Origin of the sequence: Algoriphagus limi, from assembly GCF_024919275.1 — a bacterium.
Taxonomy (GTDB): Bacteria; Bacteroidota; Bacteroidia; order Cytophagales; family Cyclobacteriaceae; genus Algoriphagus; species Algoriphagus limi.
Genome location: NZ_JANWGH010000001.1, coordinates 294754 through 320055, shown reverse-complemented (window position 1 = coordinate 320055; position 25302 = coordinate 294754). Strand labels below are relative to the sequence as shown.

Genomic DNA, 25302 nt, shown 5'->3' with positions numbered 1-25302 from the left:
AATCCATGCTTTCAACCATTCCTCAGAAAGTTGGTCGAATTCGAAGAATCCCTAGCCGAATCCATTAATTTTATTCCTTGATAATTCATTCAAATCTATGAAGATCATTTGCATAGGCCGAAATTATGCGGCTCATATTGAAGAACTTAAAAATGAAAAACCGGGCAATCCTGTTGTCTTTCTAAAACCGGATACAGCACTTTTGAAAAATGGTGCACCGTTCTTCTTTCCTGATTTCTCAAAAAACATTCACCATGAAGTTGAGCTGGTTTTGAAAATCAGCAAAGAGGGTAAATACATTCAGAAAAAATTTGCCAACCGATACTTTGAAGAAATCGGCCTTGGAATTGATTTTACTGCTCGTGACCTTCAAGATCAATGCAAAGCAAAAGGCCTTCCTTGGGAAATTGCCAAGGCATTCAATGGCTCGGCTCCAATTGGTGACTTTATGCCTGTTTCGGATATTGAATCTCTGGAAAATCTGGATTTTCATTTGACGATAAATGGAGAATTGCGGCAAAAGGGAAATACCAGCTTAATGCTATTTGACTTCGGCACCGTCATCGAATATGTTTCCCAATTTTTCACACTTAAGAAAGGAGATCTAATTTATACAGGAACCCCTGCCGGCGTAGGCCCGGTTCAAATTGGAGATCACTTGGAAGGATTTATCCAAAACCAAAAAATGCTGGACTTTGAAGTTAAATAAGGCTTTTTCCAACTTTCTTGTCGTCTTTTTCCTTTCCATCCTAAGCGCTAGGTCTCAGGAGATCATTCAGGATTATTTCCGTTCCCCAGTCAAACCTGGAGGAAGAAATTACCTTTCTGGAAATTTCTCTGAACTTCGCCCTAATCACTTTCATACGGGCTTGGACTACAAGTTTGGAGGAGTGGAAGGCGAACCAATTTATGCCGCAGCTGACGGATGGGTTCATCGAATCAAAATCTCCACCTACGGCTATGGAAATGTCATTTACCTCAAGCATCCAACTGGACATATCACGGTCTATGGACATCTTCGCAATTTCATCCCCAAGCTACAGCGCTACATCATCGAAGAGATGTATAAACGACAGGTGAATGAGTTGGAACTCATGCCTGCACCTGGAGAATTGCCTGTAAAAAAAGGAGAGCTGATCGCTAACGGAGGTAATTCCGGAAGCTCCGGTGGTCCTCACTTACATTTCGAAATCCGAGACAGCCTCGATCGAGCCATGGATCCACTCCAATTTGGCTTTCCTGAAATTCTGGACAATATCCCTCCTACTCCGCAGACCATCGCCCTCGTTCCTTTGGATATCAATTCGAGAATCAATGGGGAATTTGCAAGAAGAGAATTTACCTTAGTGAAAAACGGGACTCATTATTCCATTCCTCAAACCATAGAAATAACCGGAAGAGTTGGCGTGGAAATTAGAAGTTTTGATCAGCTGGATGGGGCAAGTAACAGAAATGGTTTCCCCCACTTCGAGCTTTGGAAAAACGACTCCTTGACCTTTTCCATGTCAGTGGATAAGGTAGATTTTAATTTCACGCGGCAATTCTTACTCCATACCCACCAAAACCGATTCACCAAACTTTATTTCCAGCCGGAGTTGAAGTTTGATTATTTTTTCCCAAAAACTCCCGTTACTGGCCATCTCGAAGCTGGCATTGGAGAGCGAGTGAATTATCAACTTCGCTTGCGAGATGCTTACGGAAATGAGCGAAAAATAGACTTCAAGCTTTTGGGAAAAGACCAGGAGTTTTTTGTGAATTTGGCAGCAACTCCTCAACGCGCTCAAGTTGATTATCAGGGAAATATTCTCAAAATCGAAGCTCCGAACAGTAATTTGGGAGGACTGGCGAAATTCTATGTAGGAAGCAGAATTTTTGAAATGTTACCTTCCTATCAGGATGATCAGACGCGAGTTTATTTATGGGATATGCGATTCGGAATTCCGGAAGAGGTTGACATTTGCTCCGAGGTGGTTATTCCGGAAGTAAAACAGCGAATCCCTGTTGGGCAAGAGCATCTGTTTGCAGAAAAGTCAGTACAGATTCGATTCGAAGAAAATACGCTATTAGAGGATTTATATCTTAGAATTTCTGAGAATGGCTCCTCCACTAATCCACGTCTCCAAATCAACGACACGGAAGAATATCTCTGGAATTCCATGGAAGTTCTCTGGAATGTATCAGCTGGAAATTATGATAAAAGCCGGACCCATGTGTACCAAGTAAGTCCAAGTGGAAGAAAATCTTTTGTAGGAGGCACTTGGGAGGATGCATCTATTCGGTTTTCGACCAGAATTTTTGGTACTTTTACCCTTGCTGAAGACAAAACTGGCCCAATCATTCGTCCAGCTAGAATCAGTAGAGATGAAATTCGTTTTACCATCCGAGACGAACTTTCAGGAATTAAGGGTTTCGAAGCTTTCGTGGATGGAAAGTGGGTTTTGATGCGATATGAACACAAGAAATCCCTGATTTGGTCAGAAACCTTGGATAAACAACCTTTGACAGGTCAAGTTATACTGAGGGTCACGGACCAAGCTGGAAACGTCAGCGAATGGAAAGGGACCATTTCTTGATAATTTTAATTTAAACCTAAAAAAACTATGTCACTAGAAGTAGGCCAAATGGCTCCTGATTTTGAAGCAAAAATCCAAACCGGGGAAACCATCAAACTTTCTGATTTTCGGGGCAAAAAAGTCATTTTATATTTTTACCCAAAGGACAATACTCCGGGATGTACTGCTCAGGCATGCAACCTAAGAGATAATTACGAAGCTCTGCAAAAAGCCGGATATGTGGTTTTGGGAATCAGTTCTGATTCTGAAAAATCCCATCAAAAATTTATCGAAAAGCAAGAATTGCCTTTCTCCTTGATTGCGGATGAGGACAAGAAAGTTCACGAACTTTATGGCACTTGGGTAGAAAAATCCATGTACGGAAGAAAGTATATGGGAACTGCCCGAACCACCTTTGTCATTGACGAGGATGGAAAAATCGCCGAAATCATCGACAAGGTGAAAACCAAAGATCATACAGCACAAATTCTTCATTAAACACCCAGCCTAATGGAAAAACTAGCTATCGAACAACTTCAAAAAATCTGTACCCAGATGCGTCGGGATGTACTCCGAATGGTACATGCCGTCCAATCCGGTCACCCGGGTGCACCCTTGGGATGCGCAGAATTTTTTGTAGGCCTTTATTTTGACAAACTTCGCCACAATCCAGATTTCAATATGGATGGAAAAGGTGAAGATCTATTTTTCTTATCCAATGGTCACCTTTCAGCCGGATGGTATTCTGTTTTGGCTCGAAGCGGCTACTTCCCTATCGAGGAACTTCGGACATTTAGAAAAATCAATTCCCGATTGCAGGGTCATCCGGCTACGGAGGAAGGATTGCCAGGAATCCGAATAGCTTCAGGCTCTCTTGGACAGGGTCTATCTGTGGCTATTGGAGCAGCTCAAGCCAAGAAGTTGAATAGTGATGATAGTCTAGTCTACGTTCTGATGGGAGACGGTGAATTACAGGAAGGCCAAATCTGGGAAGCTGCCTTGTATGGAGCTCATTATAAAGTAGATAATCTCATCGCAACGGTTGATTATAATGGTCAGCAAATCGATGGCCCTACGGAAAAAGTAATGGACTTGAAAAATCTAAAGGCCAAATGGGAGGCTTTTGGATGGGAAGTCAATGAAATAAAAAATGGAAATGATCTGCAGTCTGTTTTAGATGGATTGGAAAAAGCAAAATCCATGACTGGTAAAGGGAAACCAATTCTAAACCTACTTTACACAGAGATGGGCTATGGTGTAGACTTTATGGTTGGCACGCATAAATGGCACGGCTCCCCTCCAAATGACGAGCAGCTTGCTGATGCCTTAAGCCAATTGGAAGAAACCCTTGGTGACTATTGATTTCCCACACAAAAGAAAAGAAGATGAGCTTAGACTTAAAATTCACATATACTGAGAAAAAAGATACCCGTTCAGGTTTTGGAGACGGATTTTTGGAAGTAGGTAGAAAGAATCCCAATGTAGTGGGACTTTGTGCTGACTTGATTGGTTCACTCAAAATGGGAGCTTTCCAAAAGGAATTTCCAGATCGCTTTTTCCAAACCGGAATTGCTGAAGCAAATATGATTGGATTGGCTGCGGGAATGACAATTGGAGGAAAAATCCCTTTTGCAGGCACCTTTGCCAATTTCGCGACAGGTCGTGTTTACGATCAAATTCGACAATCTGTAGCCTATTCTGAAAAGAACGTTAAAATCTGCGCATCACATGCGGGTTTGACTTTGGGTGAAGATGGTGCTACTCACCAGATTTTGGAAGATGTGGGTATGATGAAGATGCTTCCAAATATGACTGTTATCAACCCATGCGATTACAATCAGACCAAAGCGGCAACTATCGCAATTGCTGATCATCATGGCCCAGTTTATTTGCGATTTGGTAGACCAAGTTGGCCTATCTTCACTCCCGCTGACCAAAAATTCGAAATTGGCAAAGCCTGGAAAATGATCGATGGAAAAGACGTGACTATTTTTGCTACCGGTCATTTGGTTTGGGAAGCAGTGGTTGCCGAGGCCATGCTTCGAGAAGAAGGCATTCACGCTGAAGTGATCAATATCCACACTATCAAGCCTTTGGATCAGGAAGCGATTTTGGAATCTGTTGCTAAAACAGGTTGTGCTGTTTCTGCTGAAGAGCACCAAATCAACGGAGGTTTGGGAGATAGTATTGCTCAAACTTTAATCCTACATCATCCTGCTCCATTGGAATATGTAGGGGTTTATGATCAGTTCGGTGAGTCCGGCACTCCCGCTCAATTGTTGGAAAAGTACGGATTAAATGCTGAAAACATCGTCAAGGCTGCCAAAAGAGCAATTGAGAGAAAATAAAAGTGAAACAATATCCTATCATCAAAAAACCACAGATTCTTTTTCTGTGGTTTTTTCATTTCTAGCATTCATATTTGGATATAAATAACAAAACTCAAAACCTTGATTTTTCATCTTCCAAAACTTGGAGAGGTTAAGCTCATCCCTATCCAATCTACCGATCAGCCAAGGCTTTTCTCTTTGATGAGTAAAATCTACAAAGAGGCCTACCGCTACATTTGGGTAGATGACGGAGATTGGTATCTGGATTTGATATACTGCCAAAAAACACTTGATAAGGAGTTATGTAGGGAAAGATCCCACTATTTTTTTGTAGAAGTCAATGGAAAAAAGGCAGGTATTTTTAAATATGACTATCCCTTTTCACCAAGAGAAACGGAAATACCAAATGCATTAAAAATCCATAGACTTTATCTCGACGCTGATTATCATGGAACAGGTTTAGGAAAGTTTTTGATGGAATACGGAGAATTAGTTGCCAAAGAAAATGGGCTTGAAAATCTCTGGTTGGAAGCCATGGCCTGTCAACCCCAAGCATTACGATTCTATGAAAAAATGGGCTATCAAATTGTCCATAGCTATGTCTTGCCTTTCGAGAGGATTTTACCTGAATACCGGCTGATTCATATCATGAAAAAAGAGGTTAAAGAATAATTCAATGAAATTTCAAGTTTTGCCAAAATTCAGTGAATCATAACGATTCAAAATTCCTTCTTCAGCTTTTTTCTCCGATTTTTTTCCGATTTTAGATTAAACCTCATATTATGAAGAAATTATTTGTTTTTGTTTTGGGCATTTTTCTTTCCCAAAGTATTTATTCACAGACGACTTTTCATGATTCCACTGCTCTTCTCATTTTAGATAAAGTAGGAGAATATTTCGGGCAATTGAACTCTTTAAAGTTTACTACCCAGATTTCAGAAGATGTCGCATTTTCCGATAATTTTTTTATCAAAGAGTTTAAAAACGCCGAGTTTATTTTTCAGGGAAAAAATAAAATGGCAGCAAAAATCTCCAATCAGGGAAAGGATAGGTTTTTCTTATACAATGGAGAACAAGCCATCTATTATGTAAAAGAAGATAATTATTACACAGCTGCAGACGCACCAAATAGCACATTGGAAATGCTGGATTGGCTCGATCAATCCTTTGGAGTTCATTTGTTATTTGCTGATTTCCTTTATCCTGATTTTACTATTTCGCTAGTAGAAAACATGGATTACTTGGAGTTTTTAGGAACTGCCTATCTAGATGGAATAGAATACTATCATATTGGCGGAGCCAATGCTGACTTAAGTTTCCAACTTTGGATTCATCAAGATTTGGAAATGAAACCTAAAAAAGTTGTCCTCACCTATTTTGGCGAACCTTATGCTAGGCAAATGGAGGTGAATTTTGATAATTGGGAAAGCAATGAGATTTATCCTCAGACCATTTTTGAATTTTTACCACCGCCTAATTCTAGACAGATTATCTGGCTCCAAAAAAACCAATAATTCCAACACCTCATGAAGAAGCTCAATCTTTTCATCTTTTTTTCCGCATTTTTGGTCCTTCTCTATGTGCCGGAAGAAGGAATATCTCAGCGAATGGCTGGAAGAAAACCAGCTGCCAGACCTGCTGCAAGCCGACCTGCATCAGCTAGACCTACCGCAAGTCGACCGACCTCCACAAGACAAATGACATCCACACCAAGCAGAACAAGGCCTTCAGCTTCTTCCCGAAACAGCAATCTAGGTCAAGGAAATACGAGACAAGGTGGATCTTTGAATGGAGGTTCCCAAAGAGCTACCAATTCCAGCCGAGTAGAAAGCAAAGTCGGAAACATAAGTAATGATCGAAGTAATTCAATTAGGACAGGAGACCGAAATTCCAACAATCGAGTAAACGTCGATAAAAGCAGAGGAGACGTCAACATTAACATTGATAATAGTAGAAACACGGTAATCAGGAATCAGAGGAACGTTGCTTATCGCCCCCCTTATCGCCCCTACCCGAGACCTCCTTATATGTGGGGAGGTTTTGGGTTTTCCTGGTATCGGCCCTACTATTATCATCCCTTCACCCCTTTCTATTGGGGACCCGTTTGGCATCCTTGGGGCTTTTTTGTGGCCACTCTTGCTGTCACAGCTATTGTAGTTTCTATCGACAATCAAGACTATCACTACGATGAAGGTGTCTTTTATGTGGAGTCTGATGGAGGCTATGTGGTAGTGGAAGCACCGCAAGGAGCAACGGTGAAAGTCATTCCAAAGGAATCAGAAGTAGTAGAAGTGAGCCCAACAATCAACAATTATTACTACGGTGGAACATTCTACGAACAGAAAGATGGAACTTACACTGTGGTCCCTCCTCCCGCGGGGTCAGTAGTATCTAATTTGCCCGAAGGCGCCGAAGAAGTAAAGGTAGGCGATCAAACCTTTGTGAAATATGGTGATACCTACTATATGCCGGTGGAGGTAGACGGTAAAAACATGTATGAAATTGTGCAGGTAGAAGAGGAAGGTTAAATCCACCGATTTACGAAACCATTTAGAATTTGATTTTTGGGAAAAGGGGTAAAAAATGGTAGCTTCCTTTTTTACTTAACCCTGTAACCTACATGCGCAAATTTCTGTTTGCCATATTTATTTTTTCCAGTTATTGGTCCCAATCCCAAACCATCACAGGTGTTGTTCGAGAAAAAGGAACTGGCTTACCCCTTCCTTACGCAAATGTATTCATCAATAACTCCACCTTTGGCGCAGCAACAAATGAAAAGGGAGAGTTTGAAATCAAAGGAGAAATTCCAGAAGAATTTGAATTAGTTGCTTCCTTCGTTGGATATAAGACATCTAGCATTCTCATTCAGCGAAAAGGAAAACAACTCTATTATCAGGCTTTTGACTTGGAATTTTTGGAAGACCAACTTTCTGAAGTTGAATTGAAAGCGAAACGGGATAGGTCTTGGGAAAGAAATCTGAAATTATTCACAGACGTTTTTCTGGCAGTTCCAGACGATCCGTATGGTAGGGATATTGAATTGTTAAATCCATGGGTCTTGGAATTCGAGAAAGTCAAACCCGAAAAGGGATTTAATTACACGCAAGCGACAGCTGACTTGCCCCTTAAAATCGTCAACAAGGCAATGGGCTATCAAATTGATTTTTATCTCCAAGACTTCCGAATGCTCCGAAATGCATCACGTTTTTTCGGTCAAGCTTATTACCAAGAATTGGAACCGGAAGACCCCGAAACAGACAGTCTTTGGAAAGTCAACAAGGAATTGAATTACAAAAACTCGGTTCGGCACTTGGCTCTTTCTCTTCTTCTTCGCAATCCCCAAAGCCAAGGTTTTGAATTGTATTTGGTCAAACCGGAAACAGGTTTCCGAGCTAGAACCAATAATTTTTCGGTAGAAGTTGGTGAATCCATTATCCCCTTGGAAATCGACTCCTTGTATTCTAAGCCTCTGGGAAATGGGAGTTACCGAATTTTTCTCCCTGGGAAAATTGAAGTTCATCACCTGAACAAACCCTGGCGAAATGATTACTATTCAGAGATTTATCACGCGATTTCCTGGCTGATTGCTCCCTCAGGCTATTTTGATGTGGATCGAAACGGTACGCTTATTCATCCCGCTCAATTAGTGCTTTCTGGCTATATAGGAAGGCAAAGATTAGCGAGATCCTTGCCATTGGACTTTGTGCCAGACGAGAGTTTTGCCGATTTCAAAGAGGAATTGGAAGCCTTGCAAAGTCGTTATTTGAAGCTAGATAAAATGAGGGAAAAACCTTGGCTCACCCTCAATAAACCCTTTTACTATCCTGGAGAGACACTCTGGCTAGGAGGAAAAATGCTTTATCAAAACCCTCCGCTTCAAGACAGCTTAAGTAGGATAATCTATATTGATTTGTTGAATTCCAAACTGGAAACAATTCGTCAGGACAGATTTCCAATTGTCGATGGGAGAATTTCAGGAGGAATTGAATTGTCAGACACCTTATCAAAGGGAGATTATCTACTTAGGGCCTATACCCGATGGGGATTGAATTTTCTTGAAAAAGACATCATTCAATTGCCCTTTCCTATCCTATCTACCAATGAACTATTGGAAAACTCAGAATTGGAAGAAGAAGTACTTTTTGGAGACATACTAATAAAAAGTAATTCCAGTCTGCAGGATTCGATCAACTATCAATTGCTAGATCTGGAATTATCATTTTTAGATGCTTTTGAAAATCCTGTTGAGGCACAAGTTATCCTTTCTGCAACTGAAGGATCTATCCCCGTCGAATTGGATTCTAAATATAGACTTGAAAATGCCATGGATTGGCTGGATGATAATTTACCGGAAACATTTGACAGCCAACTTCCCAATTCTATTGACTATGGAATTTCGGTCTATGGTAGGTTTTTTCCCTTCAAGAAAAAAGGTCCACTCGCCGAGAAAATAACCTTAGTCCTAGGTGATTTGGAAGATTATGGAAGGGTTAATTCCGATTCTTCGGGAAGATTCTGGGCCACTGGTTTGAACTTTCAAGATTCATCTCAGATTGCCATAGCGGCCCTTGATGAAAAATTAAAACCGCTCGGTAGGATAGAATTAATTCCTTTTCAATCACCGATTTTTCGGGGTTCTTTTCCCAAACAAAAATATTCCACTCAAAGAGTCCCTGAAGAACAAGAAAGCTTCTTGGACATTAGTGGGGATTACATTCAGTTGGATGAGTTTATAAAAGAAGGCGAAATAAATCTAGAACCTTCTGCTGAACGGAATTACGGCTATGGTGAACCAAATCAAGAAGTGGGGCCTAATGATCTTGAAAGCAAAACCATGGCGGAGATTTTGGGTCTTTTACGCTTCAATATTAACACCCTGAAATTTAGAAATTACACTTTCGGTGAAACCACAGGTTCACCCCTTTTGATCATTGATGGCAGACAATTTTCATTTTTAGAGCCACAAGCTTTCCGGGAAATTTTGTTAGGTTTTGAACCTTCCCAGCTGAAATCCATCAAGGTGTATAATGACAATATTTCCAATGTAATCTTCGGATTGGCAGGCTATGCTGGAGTCATTATGATTGAAACAAAAAATGGATACCGACGAGAAGCTGAAAGTGAACAAAAGTTCAATCCAGAAAGCTTCCAGATTTTTCCCATCAAAGGATTTTCTACTTTTCCTGAATTCCCCACAAGTCCTCCACAAGATCAATACTTAAGCAAAAAAGCTACGATTTATTGGGATCCCTTAGCCGAAACTGAAGAAGGATCATTGAAAATTAAAATTCCTGTTCCCTATGGAATCAAGAAAATAAATCTGAGAGTTGAGGGAGTTACAGAGGATGGCGAGGCTTTTTATCGAGTTTTAGGATTTGATATCAAATAGGAAAAAACTCCCTAATTCACTCAATTTAAGCAAGTTTACTAACCCAAATTTGACTTCATCGATAAAAATAAAAATCTTTATTAAGGTTAAATCATGAATCTAATCCAGGTTTTTATTGAAATCATTTTTGCCAATTAAAAAAATTACAAATGAAGACTTTTAGAAAACTTTTCAATGCAGCTTTTGTGGTTTTACTTCTTTTCGGATGCCAAGAAAAGTCAAGCTCTTTTAAAACCTTTCAAGCTGGATTCGGAAATGCACCAATTATTCCATCTTTTGTAAATCAAAATTCAGAGGATGAATTGGTAGGCGTTTATTTCATGCCTTCATGGAACACCTCCCCTGACCCCAATGTAGATCGAGACAGTTTTTGGTCTTGCCTTCAGGATCCAAAAAATTGCGCTAGCCTTCAAAATACCGGAATTTGGGGACCTCGTGGAAGAATTTATAATAGAAGATATCCTTATGAAGGCCCTTATTTGGATCGGAAGCCCATTAAAGAATTGAAAGGCTTTTACAAGCGAACCGATCCGGAAGTTGCCAGAAAACAACTGCAATACATGAAGGAATATGGGATTGATTTTTTTGCCTATGACTGGTTCTTTGGAAGGCATTATTATTACCATTTATATTTTGGTCCTCAATCAAAAATCTATTATCCCGAGGGATGGAAAATCGATCCCAATCGAGATGGTCGAGTAGCGGTACCAGGTTTGGTGGAATGGGGAGATCAACTGGAAGTTTTGCTTGCAGAAAATGCCAAACTACCCGAGGAAAAGCAAATGAAGTTTGCCATTAACTGGTGTGATGATAGTCATGAGCGGTGGATGTTGTGGCTGAAGGTTGGCTCTCCTGATGAACTTGCCCGAAAGGCAAATTATCCAGGAGAAAAACCGGATAAAGAGCTTTATCTGAAAGTCCATGAAAAAATCACGCAGCTTTGGATAGACCAATACTTTAAGCGGGGAGATTATCTGAAGGACAAGGACGGAAGGCCCATTGTCTATTTTTATTTCCCACAAGATGCTGAATCCAGAGCGGCCTATTATGGTTTGACGCTGAAGGATTTACTTGATCTTTCTCAGGCAACAGCTAAAAAGGCAAAGCTCCCCGGAATTAAATTCATCGCGGTTACAGCTGGTCCCATGCTAGAACGAGAGCGTGCTTATGGCCTTCCCACCCAATGGAAAGCCAATAATCCAAATCGCCCTTGGGAAGGCGGAAATTACCAAAAACGGCTTCTTTTACAGGAGTATGTTCCCAGATTAAAATCCATGGGATTTGAAGGGATGACAGCTTATGTATACCACAATTTTATGGAAAAAGATAACCGATCCTATGCGGATATGCGGGAAACGTATCGAGGCCATTGGAATATGTGGTCAGAAAAATTCAAGAACGACCCAAATTTCGAATATCAGGTGCCAGTCGCTATGGGTTGGGATATGCGACCGGCAGGTGGCACATGGCCGCAGCAGACAGGATTTCCATCTGAACCCTATAAAGACCGAGTTCACAGCACCAAATCCACTTTTCGGGATAAACTTCGCGATGCTGTAGAGGTATCAAGAAAATACCGATCCTCAAATGGAAATACAGTTATGATTTGCTGTTGGAATGAATATTTAGAAGGCAACTACATTGAGCCTACTGAAGGTCATGGATTTGATTATTTAGAAGCCATACAGGAAGTTTTTGGGAAATAAGAGAGCCGGTTAAATAAACACAAGAAGCTTATTTTAGCTCCACCTGTTCTACCTCCATATCTTCCTGATTGCGGATGGCTTCATATTTTTGAATCATTTCCTGTAGCTTCTCAGGATTAGAGTTAGCGAGGTTGTTTTGCTGTCCAATATCCTCCTTGAGATTGTAAAGTTGATAGTCGGAGGAATTCCCCATTTCGATATTTACATTTCCCAATACCTCGGGTCCCGGATATGGAGGAATCATTACCCAATCTCCCTGTCGAAAAGCTGTTCTGCTCGTAGCCTCCAAAACAAACTCGGATCGTCCTTCCTGACTTTTCCCCAAAAAGGTATTAAGTAGATTTTGGCTGTCATTGGAATGAATAGTCGCTCCCACTAATGCACCTATAGAGGCCATCAAATCAATCTGAGTCACCAAAGCATCTGAAACTTGTGGTTGAATTGTTCCTTTCCAAAATACAGCAAAAGGCACTCGGGTGCCTGCCTCAAATAAACTGTATTTTCCTCCACGCAAAGGTCCCCATGGAGTATGGTCACCCAGCTTTTCAACTGAATCATCAAAATACCCATCATTGATCACTGGGCCGTTGTCGCTACTGAAAATTATCAGGGTATTTTCTAGAATTCCTGCTTCTTCCAAAGTTTTCATAAACTCTCCTACCACCCAATCAGCTTCCAAAATCACATCTCCACGAGGTCCCATCCCTGATTTCCCTACAAACCGAGGATGAGGGGTTCGGGGTACATGCGGTTGCTGCATGGCATAATACAAGAAAAAAGGCTTGTCAGAATTAGCATGCTCATCCACAAAAAGTCGTGCTTTTTCGAGAAAATGGTCCGCCATATCCACATCACTCCATTTTGCCGCATCCCCACCTTTCATGAAACCAATTCGAGGAATTCCATTGACAATGCTGTTATTATGACCATGATGCCACTTCATTTCTAGCATTTCTGGATTAGAAAGAGCAGTAGGCTCACCGGGGAAATTCTCCTGATAATTCACTTCGATTGGGTCCTTTGAATCAAGGCCTACTACTCTCCCATTTTCGATATAAACCGTAGGAACGCGGTCTTGCGTAGCAGCTAAAATATAAGAGTAATCAAAGCCAACCTGATTGGGTCCCGGCTTGATTTCCTGATTCCAATCTACATTCCCTAAGCCCAATCCTAAATGCCATTTTCCCACAATCCCTGTGCTGTAGCCGTTTTCCTGAAGCATTTTTGGAAGAGTATATTGCGCCGTATCGATCAATAAAGGAGCTGTTCCTGGAAGAATTTTAGCATTTTTATTTCGCCAAGGATAGACACCCGTCAGCAATGCATAGCGACTTGGAGTACAGGTAGCAGATGAAGCATAGCCATTGGTAAAGCGGATTCCTTCATTGAAAAGTTGATCCATATTGGGAGTATTCAAAGTCCCCGCTTGATAAGCACTTACATCCCCATATCCCAAGTCATCCATGTAGATGATAACAATATTCGGTTTTTTGGCCTCGGTTTGATTTTTTACATCATCAGAATTGGATTGACAAGAAAATTGGAGAAGCAAACCCATTAGGGAAATGAGTAGTTGGATATGCGGTTTTTTCATAAGAAAATTAGATAGAGCGAATAAGGAATACGATTACTAATCAATTTGCCGAAAAAGGAAAAGAATAGCTAATCCCTTTATTTTTTCAAAAACCAAGAACTTTTAGGTAAAGCAATTGAAGCAAATTTGAAACCCAAGATTGCTAACTACATGATCGGTTAGCGATGAAGGAATTTTTCCCCTATTTTTAATCAAACCCAAATCAATTGAGCATGAAAAAACTCATTACTTTCTTCCTTGCCGGAGGTTTGATTTTCTCCGCTTGGGGACAAGGAACCCAGCTACTTAGGCAACCAAGTCTAAGTCAAAATGAGATTGTATTTGTCTATGCAAACGATCTTTGGAAAGTCTCCCGAAACGGCGGTCAGGCCATTCGGCTTACTTCCAATGAAGGAGAGGAAAGCCTTCCCCATTTTTCTCCCGATGGAAAACACATTGCCTTTACCGGTGAATATGATGGCAATGTGGACGTTTACCTCATTCCTTCTGAAGGAGGCGAACCGAAACGACTGACTTGGCATCCTGGAAATGATCTAGTTACAGGATGGTCGGCCGATGGAAGCAAAGTCATCTTCTCATCTGGAAGAGAAAGTCATCCAACCCAAGAGTCCAAGTTTTACGAGATTCCTCTTACAGGAGGAATGCCTCAACCTTTGGTAATTCCACGGGCTGTAAATGGAGAAATATCTCCTGACGGTTCCCATATCGCCTATCAACAAATTTCTTTTTGGGATCCTGAATGGCGAAACCATCGGGGTGGACAGGCAAAACCCATATGGATAGTAGACTTGAAAAGTCTTGACTTAAAAATGACTCCTCAATTGGACGGAGAGCGACATACCGATCCAGTTTGGTTGGGTAATAAGGTATATTACATTTCCGAGAGGGATTATTTAGCTAACCTTTGGTCATTTGACCCGGCTACCGGACAGGAAAAACAAGAAACTTTTCTCAAAGATTTCGATATCAAAACCATAGATGCCGGACCGGACGCCATTGTTTTGGAACAAGGAGGTTACCTTCACTTGTATAATCCTTCTGATGGATCGCTAAAGCAAGTTCCCATTGAAGTCAAAGGAGACTTCTTCTGGGCCAGAGAGCGATGGGTGGATGTTTCTGCTAATCAGCTCCAAAATCCTCAATTAGCTCCAAATGGCAATCGGGCTGTGTTTGAATTTAGAGGTGAAATCATCACCATTCCCAAAGAAAATGGCGCTGGAAGAAATATCACCAATTCCTCTGCTTCAGCTGAACGCGCACCCGCTTGGTCTCCAGACGGAGAAAAAATCGCTTATTTCTCGGATGAAAGTGGAGAATATCAGTTGGTGATTTCCGATCAAACCGGTACCAAAATCGAAAAAACCATTGCCATTCCTGATCCTAGTTTCTTCTTCAAACCCGAATGGTCTCCAGATGGAAATCATCTCGCATTTACGGATACCGATTACAATATATGGGTAGTGAACGTGGAAAGTGGTAGCGCTAAAATCGTCGAAACAGATCGCTATGCTCATCCGAATCGGAGTATGAATCCAGTTTGGTCTCCTGACGGAAAATGGATTGCATATTCCCGATTAATGGATAATCAGTATAAATCCATTTTCATTTATCAGGTAGAAACAGGAGAAAAAATCCAAGTAACCGATGCCTTGGCAGATGCCATTTCTCCTGCTTGGGATGATAGCGGTATGTATCTCTATTACTTGGCAAGCACGGATTTCGGCCTGAATACAGGTTGGCTGGATATGAGCAGCTATGATAGACCGGTAACTCGCAGCCTTTATTTGACCATTTTGAATGAAAATGACAAATCACCGCTCTTACCTCAAAGTGATGAGGGAACGAACATGTCTGGAGAGGACAAGAAGTCTGAAGAGAACAAGATGGTTCAAGTCACAGCTTCTGGAATCATGGATCGAATAATTGCTGTGGATATTCCTGCAAGAAATTATACGGGTTTAGCTCCTGGACCTGAAGGAACGGTCTTCTTCATGGAGAGTATTCCAAACGAAGGAACCGCTTTGAAAAAGTATGATTTCAAAAAAAGGAAGGCCGATGATTTTCTTTCTCGGGTCAATGAGGTAGTTGTTTCAAAAGATCGAAAATCACTCCTCTATCGAAGCGGTTCTACTTGGGGAATTGTGGATACAAATGGAGGCTCTAAAAAACCAGGAGATGGGGCTTTAAAAGCAATTGCTTCCATGAAAATTAAAGTCAATCCGCAGGAAGAATGGCAGCAAATCTACCGGGAAGGCTGGCGCTATCAGCGGGACTTTTTGTATGTCGATAATGTCCATGGAGCTCCGTGGGATGAGATTTATGAATGGTACAAGCCTTGGGTAGCCCATGTCAGACATCGAACAGACATGAATTACATCATTGATATTCTTGGTGGAGAAGTTGCCGTCGGACACTCCTATACTCGGGGAGGAGACTTTCCAGATATCGAGCGAGTTCCTATTGGCTTATTGGGTGCCGATTTTGAAGTGGTGAATGGAAATTTTAGAATCAAAAAAATCTATACAGGAGAATCCTGGAATCCAAACCTAAGAGCACCACTCTCCCATCCCAGCAATCAAGCAAAAGTTGGAGAGTATATCGTGGCTATCAATGGTAAAGAAATAAAACCAAATACCAACCTATATAAATATTTGGAAGGAACTGCCAATCAATACACCACCATTCACTTGAACAGTAAACCTGGAATGGACGGAGCTCGGATGATTGCTACACTTCCTGTGACAAATGAAAACCAATTACGTTTGATGGGTTGGGTGGAAGGAAATAGAAGAAAAGTAGATGAACTTTCAGGTGGAAAGTTAGCCTATGTCTACCTTCCAAACACAGGTCAGCCAGGCTATACTTTCTTCAACCGATACTACTTTGCACAGCAGGACAAGAAAGGTGCTGTTATTGACGAACGAAATAATGGAGGAGGTTCTGCAGCTGATTACATGGTCGATATCATGGCCAGAGAATTACATGGCTATTTCAATTCCAGGGCAAATGACCATAAACCTTTTACCACTCCTATGTCTGGAATTTGGGGCCCTAAGGTCATGTTGATCAATGGCCGAGCAGGTTCCGGAGGGGACTTACTTCCCTACTTATTCAATAAAATGAAAATAGGACCTTTGATTGGTACGAAAACATGGGGAGGATTAGTAGGAACCTGGGACACCCCTCCTTTTGTGGACGGAGGTCGAATGGTAGCTCCTAGAGGCGGATTCTATGATATTAATGGTGAGTGGGCAGTGGAAGGAGTTGGTATCTCTCCGGATATTCCTGTAGAGCAAACCCCAGCTGAGGTAGTTGCCGGAAAAGATCCCCAATTGGAACGAGCGGTAAAAGAAGCCTTGGAGCTTTTGAAAACAGAAGGAGTGGAACTCAAACCTGAACCTGCTGCTCCGATCAGATACTTTAGACCTAAAAAGGATAATTAAGAATGCCAAAGTCAAAAAAACTGCCGAGATTCATTTTTCGGCAGTTTTTTTAATTTTAATATATACACCCAAGGATGAAACAAAAAGGCCTATGAAGTGCATTAAATCATCCAAATTCAAGTTTTTTGAACAAATGCTTTCTGTTAATTCAATCTCATTTTATTAACTTCCATTTCAATTTTAATCTAACTCTTATGAAATCTAAATTATTCTTACTCGCAATCGTTGGTCTATTTTTCTTTTCTTTTCAGGCTGAAGCACAGGTCAAACTTCCAAAAATGGATCTTTCTTCACAGGTTTTGGACATTCTGGACAATACCAAGGGCTTGGGATTAAACTCTGATCAGGAATCGAAACTCAAAACAAACAATAAAAGCTTTGTGGACGAATTGATGAAAATCACAGGCGGCTCAGGTTCTGATGATGATAAGAAAGCAAGCATCCTGGGTTTAAAGGATAAGCGAACCAAATTTTTGATGGATTTACTGGGAAATGACCTGGTGAAAAAATACACCGGTCAAATTTTAAAAGGAATAAATCCTCTCAAATCCAAGCTGGGTTTAGCAGCATTAGCATTCTGATTTAAGAAAAAGTCTTACCGAAAGTAAGATCCAATAGCCAAGTTTCTTCTCAATTCAAGTCCTAAGTGATTTGAGCTAAAGAGGTAGCTTGGCTTTTTCTTTTGATAAAAAAGATTAAAAACCACATAGAAACATAGGGAACATTGAATAAATCTAGGCATTTATGGATCCAAGATTATTCAAATAAAAGATGTCCCACCCTATCAAGAAAAAAACATGAAATAGTTGAAAATTTTACTCAGAACACTTGAGCACCACATAGGCCACATAGGTTCAGGTATCCTTTTTAAATTCTATTTCTTATTTTCTTTCTCTGCCTTTTTCTGTTCCTTTTCTAGCTTTTTAAAGTATTTCCGGAAAAGAAAATTGGAACGGAGGGCTTCCATATTTGTATTGAAATTATCCGAGCTATTTTCCAAATTGATCAAGGTCTGCATCAATGTCGCCCGGAATAAAGAGTCCTCTAAAATCAACCCAGCAGTCCCTTCTCCCCTTTGCACCTCTTCTAAAATCTGATTTACATTCATCATTAATTCCTTGGCTTCAAGAGTAGTTTGCTCCATTTGGCTTAGCGTTCGCTCAAAATTTTGAGTCATCACCGAATCGGAAATCAGGGAAGCCGCCAAACCATCTCCACTTTGAATATTTTCCAATAATTCCTTACCAGCCTGAGCCATTTGGGTAGCCTGATTTCCAGCTCTTGTAAAAGATCGAATTGTTCCTTTTAACTCTTCAACAAGTAGTGTATCTGAAATCATTTTCCAGAAATTCTCATTTTCATTTAATTTTTCTGAGATCTGGGCCAAATTCTTCAGGGTAGTTTCCAAATATCCACCTGAGGAATTCAGCTGACGAAGCATATCCTCTGAGGATACCTGCTCCAAAGGATAGAGCACATCCCCTTCCTGAATAGGTGGAGCTATTTCCTCTTGCGGATGAATTTCGATAATCTTATTACCCATCAGGCCATCTGTATTGATAGTAGTTTTGGAGTTATTTTGAATATAAGGAGCCATGGATTTGTGGATTAGAAGCCTTACGCGAATTATCTCTTCGTCCAAAAAATCAATATCACTCACAGTCCCTACGGTCATCCCCTTATACCGCACATTATTGCCAGTCAATAAGCCATTTACATCGTTCAATTCAACATATACACTCATGGAAGTTCCCCAGATATTCTGGTTTTTTCCAATCATGTATAGTGAAAATACCAGGAACATCAGTCCCGCGAGTACCAAGGCACCCAATTTAGCATTTGATATTTGCTTCTCGTTTTTCATAATCCCTCAAAGAAATCCCTGACTTTGGGATCTGTGTTTTTTAATAGTTCATCAAAACTTCCCTCTGCATAATTTTTTCCATCAATCAGCATGATGACCCGGTTTCCAGTCATCCGAATACAGTTCATATCATGCGAAATTATGATTGCCGCTGTTTTATATTTTTTTTGAATGCTGAGCATCAATTCATTGATTTCCCTACTAGTTATTGGATCTAAACCCGTAGTAGGCTCATCATATAAAATCACCTTTGGCTTCAAAATCAGCGTCCTCGCTAAAGCGATCCTTTTGCGCATCCCTCCTGATAATTCCGCAGGCATCATGTCAATGGTGTGGGAAAGTCCGACATCTTCCAGGGCTTGCAATACAGCAGCTTCTGCTTTTTCTGCCCGCTCCTCTTTCGTCCAGTGCCTACGCAATGGAAATTCCAAATTTTGACGGACAGTCATGGAATCATACAAGGCATTACTTTGAAAAAGAAAGCCTACATCCGCACGAAGCAAATCCATTTCGTCCTGATCCAATAAACTGATATCTTGATCCAAAATGACTATTTCGCCCGACTCAGGGTCGATTAGACGGATAATACATTTTATCAAAACCGACTTTCCAGATCCTGACTTACCCAGGATCACCAAATTCTCCCCCTCAAACAAGGAAAGGGAAAAATCGCGCAATACATGATTGCTTCCAAATGATTTATTAAGGTTGGAGACTTTGATGATGGGCTTTTCCACTTTCTCTTTCTTAAGTCAAACCCAAAACATCGGCAATCTGAACTGCCACCAAATCCAAAATAAACACCAACAAGGAAGCAACAATCACAGCTGTAGTTGCTGATCTACCTACTCCCTCTGTTCCTTTCTGGGAATTATATCCCTTATACGTTCCCACAATCCCGATCGCAAAACCGAAGAAAATGGTCTTAACCATGGAAGGAATAAAATCCCCATAAATTAAGGCATCGTATGCCTGATACCAATACAAAGACCAATTCACATCTCCTTTCAAATTGACCCCCAAATAGCCCCCATAAATGGAAATAGCAATAGCCAAACTAGAAAGGATGGGTACCATCACGGTAGATGCCAAAACCCGGGTCACCACCAAATATTTAAATGGGTTGGTTCCCGAAACTTCCATGGCATCAATTTGCTCGGTTACACGCATAGATCCGAGCTCAGCACCAATTCCTGAACCAATTTTACCAGCACATATTAAAGCCGTAATCACAGGCGCTATTTCCCGAACCAAAGCCAATGAAACCATGGATGGAATAAAAGACTCTGCACCGAACTCTAATAAAGTTGGTCTAGTTTGAATTGTAAGAACAAGCCCCATTATAAAGGCAGTAATGCCAACGAGTGAGAACGTTTTATACCCAATCCAATAGCACTGATTTATAAATTCCTCCCACTCTTGCTTAGGTTTGACCACTTCCCGAAAGAAGCGACCTGTAAACCGGGCAAGATCTCCGACCTCTTGGAAGAAGGGATTGTTTATTTTATCCAATAGAGCCATACGAATTTCTCTTATTCTAATTTCCTCATCTTCCAGAGAAATTCGGTAGAAGAAACTCAAGTAAAAAGATGATAATTGTCAGTTTATTAGGTAATGAGTAAAGCCACCATTTAACTCATTCAAAATCTTCCCCTCTTCCCAAAAAAAGCCTCCTCTTTTCACCATTCTGTTAAAAATCAAGCGAAGTTAATCCATATTTATCCTGATTATTTTGCGTCTATCCCATATTTTCAGAATTTTATAGAAATATTTAAATTAAAAGACCATTTTTTATTTCGTATTCGTATAATTAATCAAACTAAAATTCAAGCAAATCTCTATTAACTATGAAAAAACTATTCTTATTTTCTGCCTTCGGTTTTGCCCTGATTATTTTTCTACAGGCTATGCCAAAAACTGATACCCCTATTCAACCGGAACTCAATGATGAAGCTCCGGCAATTCCCGAAGATGTAATGGCTGTAGTTCAGCAAAAATGCTACGGATGCCACAATGCAGAGTCCAAAAATGAAAAAGGAAAGGAGAAATTAGACTGGGATGAATTGGAGTCGGCGAAAAAAGGAAAGGCTCTCGCAACCATGAAAAAAATCACCGAAGTTTTAGAAGGGGATGAAATGCCACCGGAAAAATTCTTAGAGCGAAAGCCAGAAGGCAAATTAACAGATGAAGAAAAAGCCACACTTTTAGCTTGGAGTTCTGGTAAGAAAAAATAAAATCCATGTCAAAATTTTGGAAATATGTTGGGATTGGGCTATTGATAGTTTTAATCGCTATTCAGCTCGTTCCCAACGAATTACCAGCTATTGAGCCTGAAAATCCAGCGGATATTCATGAAAGTCCTTGGATGGAGGAGGAAATCTCAGTAGTCATCAAGAAAGCCTGTTATGATTGCCATAGTAATCAGACCAAGTATCCCTGGTATTCCCATGTTGCTCCCTTTTCCTGGTTGGTGGCAAAAGATATTCGGGAAGGACGGGAGGAACTCAATTTCTCTGAATGGGGAAATTACGACCCGCTCGATCAATTGGCTATTTTGGATGATATCTATGGAGAAGTTGAGGAAGAAGAAATGCCTCTTCCCATTTATACATGGGTTCATTGGGATGCAAATTTGGAAGATTCAGAGCGACAGGCTCTAATGGAATGGGCTGAGCGAACGATGGACGAGATCGCTGAGACTATTGAATGAATTTTGCCAACAGTCCACGGTTGACGGTCCATGGTTGTTAGTTGTTAGTCCATGGCCCATAGTCGATAGTAAATAATTAATAGTCAATAGATTATAGACAAAAGAAATAGGAGAATACCTATTTGGTATTTTGTATCCTCAATCAACTTTAAAAAGGAGGAATACGGACTTTTACAAAATTTTTATAATGCCTAAACAGCTCAATCTTTTCTTCTTTTTTGAAGAACCGTATTGGAGGCTCATATTCATCAATCTATGGACCATGGTCTATGGACTATTGACCATGGACCGTTGACTGTCGACTGTCGACTAAAAAAGCTTCACTACTCCCCCAACTTCAAAATTCTTCGGGCTCCTTGGATAACTAGGACAAAAACTATGGTACCTATTACCAAATCCGGTTTATTGGAATCCAACCAATGAACCAACAAGCCCGCGACAATAACTCCTAAATTGATAATGACATCATTGGAAGTAAAAATCATGCTGGCTTTCATATGAACCTCATCCTTGCTCTTGGATTTTTGCAAAAGGTAGAGACAGTATCCATTCGCTAAAAAAGACAGGAATGAGATAATGATCATCGTATTGAAATTCGGAAGTTGATCTACCAAGAAAAACCTTCTCAACACCTCCAAGAATCCAAATACAGCCAAAAAGATCTGGAAATATCCCGCAATTTTGGCAATCTTTTTCTTCCGAATTAAGGTTCCTCCTACAGCATACAAACTGATCCCATACACAAAAGAGTCTGCTAGCATATCCAAGCTATCTGCTGTCAAACCCATGGATTTGGAAATGAACCCCGTGATGATTTCTATCAGAAAAAACCCAAAATTGATGGCTAAAACTGTCCAAAGGAGTTTGCGCTGCCGGGCATTCTTTTGAAAATCCTGATGAGCAATCTCCTCGGTAGAAACCAAATCCCCTCCCAATTTCAAATCCAAAATTGCCTTTTCGATGGCTTCAATATTTCCTTCATGAAATACAGTTAATGTCCTTTTAGGAATATCAAAATCCAAATTTTTAATCCCTTCAATTCCATCCAGTTTCATTTGGATCAAATTCTCCTCGGAAGGACAATCCATTTGGGAAATATGGAACACACTTTTCTCCATCAAACAGGGATTTATTCTAGAGATTTGATTCTAATGCGAAAGTAGCTAGAGCAGGCATGAAGAACCAAGATATTCGAAAAATAAAGAAAAAAGCTCCCAAATTCTTGGAAGCTGAAATATAGGATCGAAAAACTACCTAGTGCGGAAAAGCTTTTTAAGCTTGCTTACAATTGAAGGCTTTTTGGATTTGATTTTCTTCTTTTTAGTTTCCAAATCATCTCCGTAGTAATTATACATGTACTTGTTGTTTTGAGAGTATAAGTAGGTGTTTCCGTATCCGTAGTTGTAACCTTCATAGTGGTATCCGGAATTGATAATTCCATTGAATACACCATATACATTGGAAACCTGCTTGTTATTGAACAAGTCATTAATCATTACCAAGTGGTCTTTTACAGTATAATTCTGTCTAACCACATAGAGATTGATGTCAAACAAACGCATCAAATCAATGGTCTCGGAAACCAATCCCATTGGAGGAGTATCGAAAATAACCACATCAAACTCAGATTCCAAGTAGGCTAGGAAATCTTTTAGCCTCTGGGTTTGTAACAATTCGGCAGGATTTGGAGGGATAACACCTGATGGCACGAAAAATAAATTTTCATGCTCTGAAGGGAATACAATTTCCTCAGCCTGCACTTTTCCAATCAAATAAGAAGAGAGTCCTACCTTATCATTGTGATTGAAATAAACCGCCAATTTTGGTCTACGCAAATCACCGCCCACTACAACGGTCTTCTTTGATCCCAAGGCCATAGCAGAAGCTAAATTCAAGGAAGTAAAGGTTTTTCCTTCACCTGAAACAGAGGAGGTAACCAATATCTTCTTTGTATTTTTCCCACTGGCTAAATAGGTTATCGCAGATCTCAAGGAACGGAAGGATTCAGCAACAGCTGACTTTGGATGCTCCAATACCACCTTATTGGTGCCTTTGGTAGAAAATCCAATAATACCCAATTGCGGAATCATGAAATGCTTCTTCAAATCGCGCTGATCCTTGATTGTATCATCAAAAATATCCCGCATTACAATGAAGCCAAATGGGATTAAAAAGCCCATAACAACAGCCAAAGCATAGTTTTGCTGCTTCTTAGGAAAGACCAAAGTCCCTTGTTTGGCTGTATCTAAAATTGCATTATCTGAAACATTTGAAGCTCTTGCAATTCCTGCTTCTGCACGCTTTTCAAGCAAATAGGTATAAAGTGATTCTCGGAGCTTAAACTCTCTAAAGATCCCAGTGTACTGCGATTCGGATTCAGGAAGTGTTGCAAACTCCGCATCATAGTTGGCAATTTCTCGCTGAATGCTTCGCTGTTGCTTTTTCGTGTTTTCAATAAGGTTAACCACATTCTCAAAAAGTGCATCCTGGACTTTTTCCATTTGCACATCGATCTTGATCACCTCGGGATGGTTTTCATTTACAGTGGCTAGTAACTTTCTTCGGTCTTGTGAAAGGGTAACCAAGGTTTGTATCAAACCATTTAACAAAGGATCAGGAACACCGATTACAGATGGAGCAATCACATCAGAAAAATCTTTACTCTTCTGCTCCATATAGCGTTTAATTTCCTCAAAATAAGCCAGCTGATAATCCAATTCAGCATTTTGCTCATCTAGGGAATTCATTTTGCTCAGGATATTAGAAAATTCTGCAGAGACATCCAACAATTTATTTTCAACCTTAAACTCCTGGAGTTCCCTTTCTTTTTGCTTCAAAGAATCCTCCAAGTAGCCTAACTGCTCTTCGATAAAGGAGATAGTATTTTCCTGAATTTTGTTTTTCTCATTCAGGTCATAATCAATGTAGGACTCCATCAAGGCATTGATATAGTCCCTTCCTTTTTCTACCACTTTGGTGGTGGTAGTAATGGTTAAGACTGAACTAAAATGAGTTTCAAGGGAAACACTTACTGATCTTGCCAAACGATCTTCCAAAGTTGAAGGGTTGATGAATTTAAAGATAACGATGTCACCTACCCTGCCTGGATTTACCAAATGAACTGTAAACTTTGATCGGGCCGTTTCTACCTCTTGTCCAAAAGTGTAAGTCTTATTAAAAACATTTTCATCTCCAGCAGCTTGAGCAGGATTAAAATCCAAAACACTACCTTCCGGAGGCATCAACTTAAAATTCTCATCGGATAGAATTACTAACTCTACAGGAGTATCTGTCACCTGCAAATGATTCCAATCCACATCAATTCTGATAGGAGATCGATCATATAATTCAATGTCCTTAATATTAGTTTTAGCAAAATACTCTACATCAAAGTGTAATTTTTTTAAAGCCTCCCGAGCCAAATTTTTGGAACGTAGCCGAAGGATGTCATTTTCAAGATTAGGACCTGAATTAAAAATATTAGATCTGTCTAGAATTCTTGATTCTGGAGAATTGTTAGTCTTAATCACTATTGATCCCCGAACTTCATATTCCTCCACTGTATATCGATGAAAGAGGAAAACGCCAATCAGAAATATTATAATGAAAAGAGCATACCATGGCCAATACCGAGAATATTTCGCTACGACGTAGCGAATCTCTAATGCTTTTTCTTCATTATCTAATTGACTGAGATCTAACTTCTCCATGGTA

20 protein-coding genes are annotated in these 25302 nt (G+C 40.3%); 14 read left to right on the top strand and 6 right to left on the bottom strand.

Annotated features, from left to right (window positions below; translation table 11 throughout):
* Window positions 1–97 precede the first annotated feature (97 nt).
* The 10 genes from NY014_RS01375 to NY014_RS01330 all read left to right on the top strand — a co-directional run bounded on the left by NY014_RS01375 (window position 98) and on the right by NY014_RS01330 (window position 11977).
* Window positions 98–709 carry a fumarylacetoacetate hydrolase family protein gene (locus tag NY014_RS01375; protein ID WP_259412736.1) on the top strand — a complete coding sequence of 204 codons (612 nt, stop codon included), beginning with the start codon at window positions 98–100 and terminating at the stop codon, window positions 707–709.
* Window positions 696–2573, top strand: coding sequence for a M23 family metallopeptidase (locus NY014_RS01370; protein WP_259412735.1), 1878 nt, complete (start codon window positions 696–698; stop codon window positions 2571–2573). Before NY014_RS01375 ends, NY014_RS01370 begins: the two co-directional genes overlap by 14 nt.
* A 27-nt stretch (window positions 2574–2600) precedes the next feature.
* Window positions 2601–3050, top strand: a complete 450-nt coding sequence (gene bcp / locus NY014_RS01365) for a thioredoxin-dependent thiol peroxidase (RefSeq protein WP_259412734.1) — start codon at window positions 2601–2603, stop codon at window positions 3048–3050.
* Window positions 3051–3062: 12 nt separating this feature from the next.
* The gene (locus NY014_RS01360) at window positions 3063–3914 is read left to right on the top strand and encodes a transketolase (protein WP_259412733.1); all 852 of its coding nucleotides are present in this window, start codon (window positions 3063–3065) and stop codon (window positions 3912–3914) included.
* A 23-nt stretch (window positions 3915–3937) separates the two neighbouring features.
* On the top strand, window positions 3938–4900 hold the full coding sequence (locus NY014_RS01355) for a transketolase family protein (protein WP_259412732.1): 963 nt from the start codon (window positions 3938–3940) through the stop codon (window positions 4898–4900).
* A gap of 102 nt (window positions 4901–5002) precedes the next feature.
* Window positions 5003–5554, top strand: coding sequence for a GNAT family N-acetyltransferase (locus NY014_RS01350; protein WP_259412731.1), 552 nt, complete (start codon window positions 5003–5005; stop codon window positions 5552–5554).
* Between the two features lie 110 nt (window positions 5555–5664).
* On the top strand, window positions 5665–6396 hold the full coding sequence (locus tag NY014_RS01345) for a DUF2092 domain-containing protein (protein ID WP_259412730.1): 732 nt from the start codon (window positions 5665–5667) through the stop codon (window positions 6394–6396).
* A gap of 12 nt (window positions 6397–6408) precedes the next feature.
* The gene (locus tag NY014_RS01340) at window positions 6409–7410 is read left to right on the top strand and encodes a DUF6515 family protein (RefSeq protein WP_259412729.1); all 1002 of its coding nucleotides are present in this window, start codon (window positions 6409–6411) and stop codon (window positions 7408–7410) included.
* A gap of 92 nt (window positions 7411–7502) precedes the next feature.
* Window positions 7503–10271, top strand: coding sequence for a carboxypeptidase-like regulatory domain-containing protein (locus NY014_RS01335; RefSeq protein WP_259412728.1), 2769 nt, complete (start codon window positions 7503–7505; stop codon window positions 10269–10271).
* A gap of 149 nt (window positions 10272–10420) precedes the next feature.
* A complete protein-coding gene (locus NY014_RS01330) occupies window positions 10421–11977 on the top strand; it encodes a glycoside hydrolase family 99-like domain-containing protein (RefSeq protein ID WP_259412727.1) in 1557 nt (518 codons plus the stop codon).
* Between the two features lie 28 nt (window positions 11978–12005).
* Here NY014_RS01330 and NY014_RS01325 read toward each other — a convergent pair whose 3' ends face one another.
* Entirely contained in the window at window positions 12006–13571 is a 1566-nt protein-coding gene (locus NY014_RS01325) for a sulfatase family protein (protein ID WP_259412726.1), read from the bottom strand.
* A gap of 212 nt (window positions 13572–13783) precedes the next feature.
* On the opposite strand from NY014_RS01325, the gene NY014_RS01320 reads away from it, so the two are divergent.
* The gene (locus NY014_RS01320) at window positions 13784–17014 is read left to right on the top strand and encodes a S41 family peptidase (RefSeq protein ID WP_259412725.1); all 3231 of its coding nucleotides are present in this window, start codon (window positions 13784–13786) and stop codon (window positions 17012–17014) included.
* 194 nt (window positions 17015–17208) lie between these two features.
* Window positions 17209–17595: a hypothetical protein gene (locus NY014_RS01315; protein WP_135069594.1), complete on the top strand. Its 387-nt coding sequence runs from the start codon at window positions 17209–17211 to the stop codon at window positions 17593–17595.
* A 293-nt stretch (window positions 17596–17888) separates the two neighbouring features.
* Here NY014_RS01315 and NY014_RS01310 read toward each other — a convergent pair whose 3' ends face one another.
* From NY014_RS01310 to NY014_RS01300, 3 genes are read right to left on the bottom strand one after another with little or no spacing between them, the layout of a single operon-like run.
* Window positions 17889–18878 (bottom strand): MlaD family protein, encoded by a 990-nt coding sequence (locus NY014_RS01310; protein ID WP_259412724.1) that lies wholly within the window; start codon window positions 18876–18878, stop codon window positions 17889–17891.
* Window positions 18875–19615: an ABC transporter ATP-binding protein gene (locus NY014_RS01305; protein WP_259412723.1), complete on the bottom strand. Its 741-nt coding sequence runs from the start codon at window positions 19613–19615 to the stop codon at window positions 18875–18877. The genes NY014_RS01310 and NY014_RS01305 overlap by 4 nt, the downstream gene beginning before the upstream one ends.
* Window positions 19616–19625: 10 nt before the next feature.
* A complete protein-coding gene (locus NY014_RS01300; RefSeq protein WP_259414117.1) occupies window positions 19626–20399 on the bottom strand; it encodes an MlaE family ABC transporter permease in 774 nt (257 codons plus the stop codon).
* 326 nt (window positions 20400–20725) lie between these two features.
* Here NY014_RS01300 and NY014_RS01295 point away from each other — a divergent pair, with 326 nt between their 5' ends.
* Together NY014_RS01295 and NY014_RS01290 are read left to right on the top strand one after the other, a co-directional pair.
* Window positions 20726–21112, top strand: a complete 387-nt coding sequence (locus tag NY014_RS01295; protein ID WP_259412722.1) for a heme-binding domain-containing protein — start codon at window positions 20726–20728, stop codon at window positions 21110–21112.
* Window positions 21113–21117: 5 nt separating this feature from the next.
* Window positions 21118–21588 carry a heme-binding domain-containing protein gene (locus NY014_RS01290; protein ID WP_259412721.1) on the top strand — a complete coding sequence of 157 codons (471 nt, stop codon included), beginning with the start codon at window positions 21118–21120 and terminating at the stop codon, window positions 21586–21588.
* A gap of 323 nt (window positions 21589–21911) precedes the next feature.
* Here the strand turns inward: NY014_RS01290 and NY014_RS01285 are convergent, their stop codons facing one another.
* Window positions 21912–22706, bottom strand: a complete 795-nt coding sequence (locus tag NY014_RS01285) for a cation efflux transmembrane domain-containing protein (protein ID WP_259412720.1) — start codon at window positions 22704–22706, stop codon at window positions 21912–21914.
* 132 nt (window positions 22707–22838) lie between these two features.
* The gene (locus tag NY014_RS01280; protein ID WP_259412719.1) at window positions 22839–25298 is read right to left on the bottom strand and encodes a GumC family protein; all 2460 of its coding nucleotides are present in this window, start codon (window positions 25296–25298) and stop codon (window positions 22839–22841) included.
* Window positions 25299–25302 lie beyond the last annotated feature (4 nt).

Coding starts and splice junctions, on each gene's coding strand:
- NY014_RS01375 (WP_259412736.1), top strand. CDS start 98: ATGAAGATCATTTGCATAGGCCGAAATTATGCGGCTCATATTGAAGAA.
- bcp (WP_259412734.1), top strand. CDS start 2,601: ATGTCACTAGAAGTAGGCCAAATGGCTCCTGATTTTGAAGCAAAAATC.
- NY014_RS01360 (WP_259412733.1), top strand. CDS start 3,063: ATGGAAAAACTAGCTATCGAACAACTTCAAAAAATCTGTACCCAGATG.
- NY014_RS01355 (WP_259412732.1), top strand. CDS start 3,938: ATGAGCTTAGACTTAAAATTCACATATACTGAGAAAAAAGATACCCGT.
- NY014_RS01345 (WP_259412730.1), top strand. CDS start 5,665: ATGAAGAAATTATTTGTTTTTGTTTTGGGCATTTTTCTTTCCCAAAGT.
- NY014_RS01340 (WP_259412729.1), top strand. CDS start 6,409: ATGAAGAAGCTCAATCTTTTCATCTTTTTTTCCGCATTTTTGGTCCTT.
- NY014_RS01335 (WP_259412728.1), top strand. CDS start 7,503: ATGCGCAAATTTCTGTTTGCCATATTTATTTTTTCCAGTTATTGGTCC.
- NY014_RS01330 (WP_259412727.1), top strand. CDS start 10,421: ATGAAGACTTTTAGAAAACTTTTCAATGCAGCTTTTGTGGTTTTACTT.
- NY014_RS01325 (WP_259412726.1), bottom strand. CDS start 13,571: ATGAAAAAACCGCATATCCAACTACTCATTTCCCTAATGGGTTTGCTT.
- NY014_RS01320 (WP_259412725.1), top strand. CDS start 13,784: ATGAAAAAACTCATTACTTTCTTCCTTGCCGGAGGTTTGATTTTCTCC.
- NY014_RS01315 (WP_135069594.1), top strand. CDS start 17,209: ATGAAATCTAAATTATTCTTACTCGCAATCGTTGGTCTATTTTTCTTT.
- NY014_RS01310 (WP_259412724.1), bottom strand. CDS start 18,878: ATGAAAAACGAGAAGCAAATATCAAATGCTAAATTGGGTGCCTTGGTA.
- NY014_RS01300 (WP_259414117.1), bottom strand. CDS start 20,399: ATGGCTCTATTGGATAAAATAAACAATCCCTTCTTCCAAGAGGTCGGA.
- NY014_RS01295 (WP_259412722.1), top strand. CDS start 20,726: ATGAAAAAACTATTCTTATTTTCTGCCTTCGGTTTTGCCCTGATTATT.
- NY014_RS01290 (WP_259412721.1), top strand. CDS start 21,118: ATGTCAAAATTTTGGAAATATGTTGGGATTGGGCTATTGATAGTTTTA.
- NY014_RS01285 (WP_259412720.1), bottom strand. CDS start 22,706: ATGGAGAAAAGTGTGTTCCATATTTCCCAAATGGATTGTCCTTCCGAG.
- NY014_RS01280 (WP_259412719.1), bottom strand. CDS start 25,298: ATGGAGAAGTTAGATCTCAGTCAATTAGATAATGAAGAAAAAGCATTA.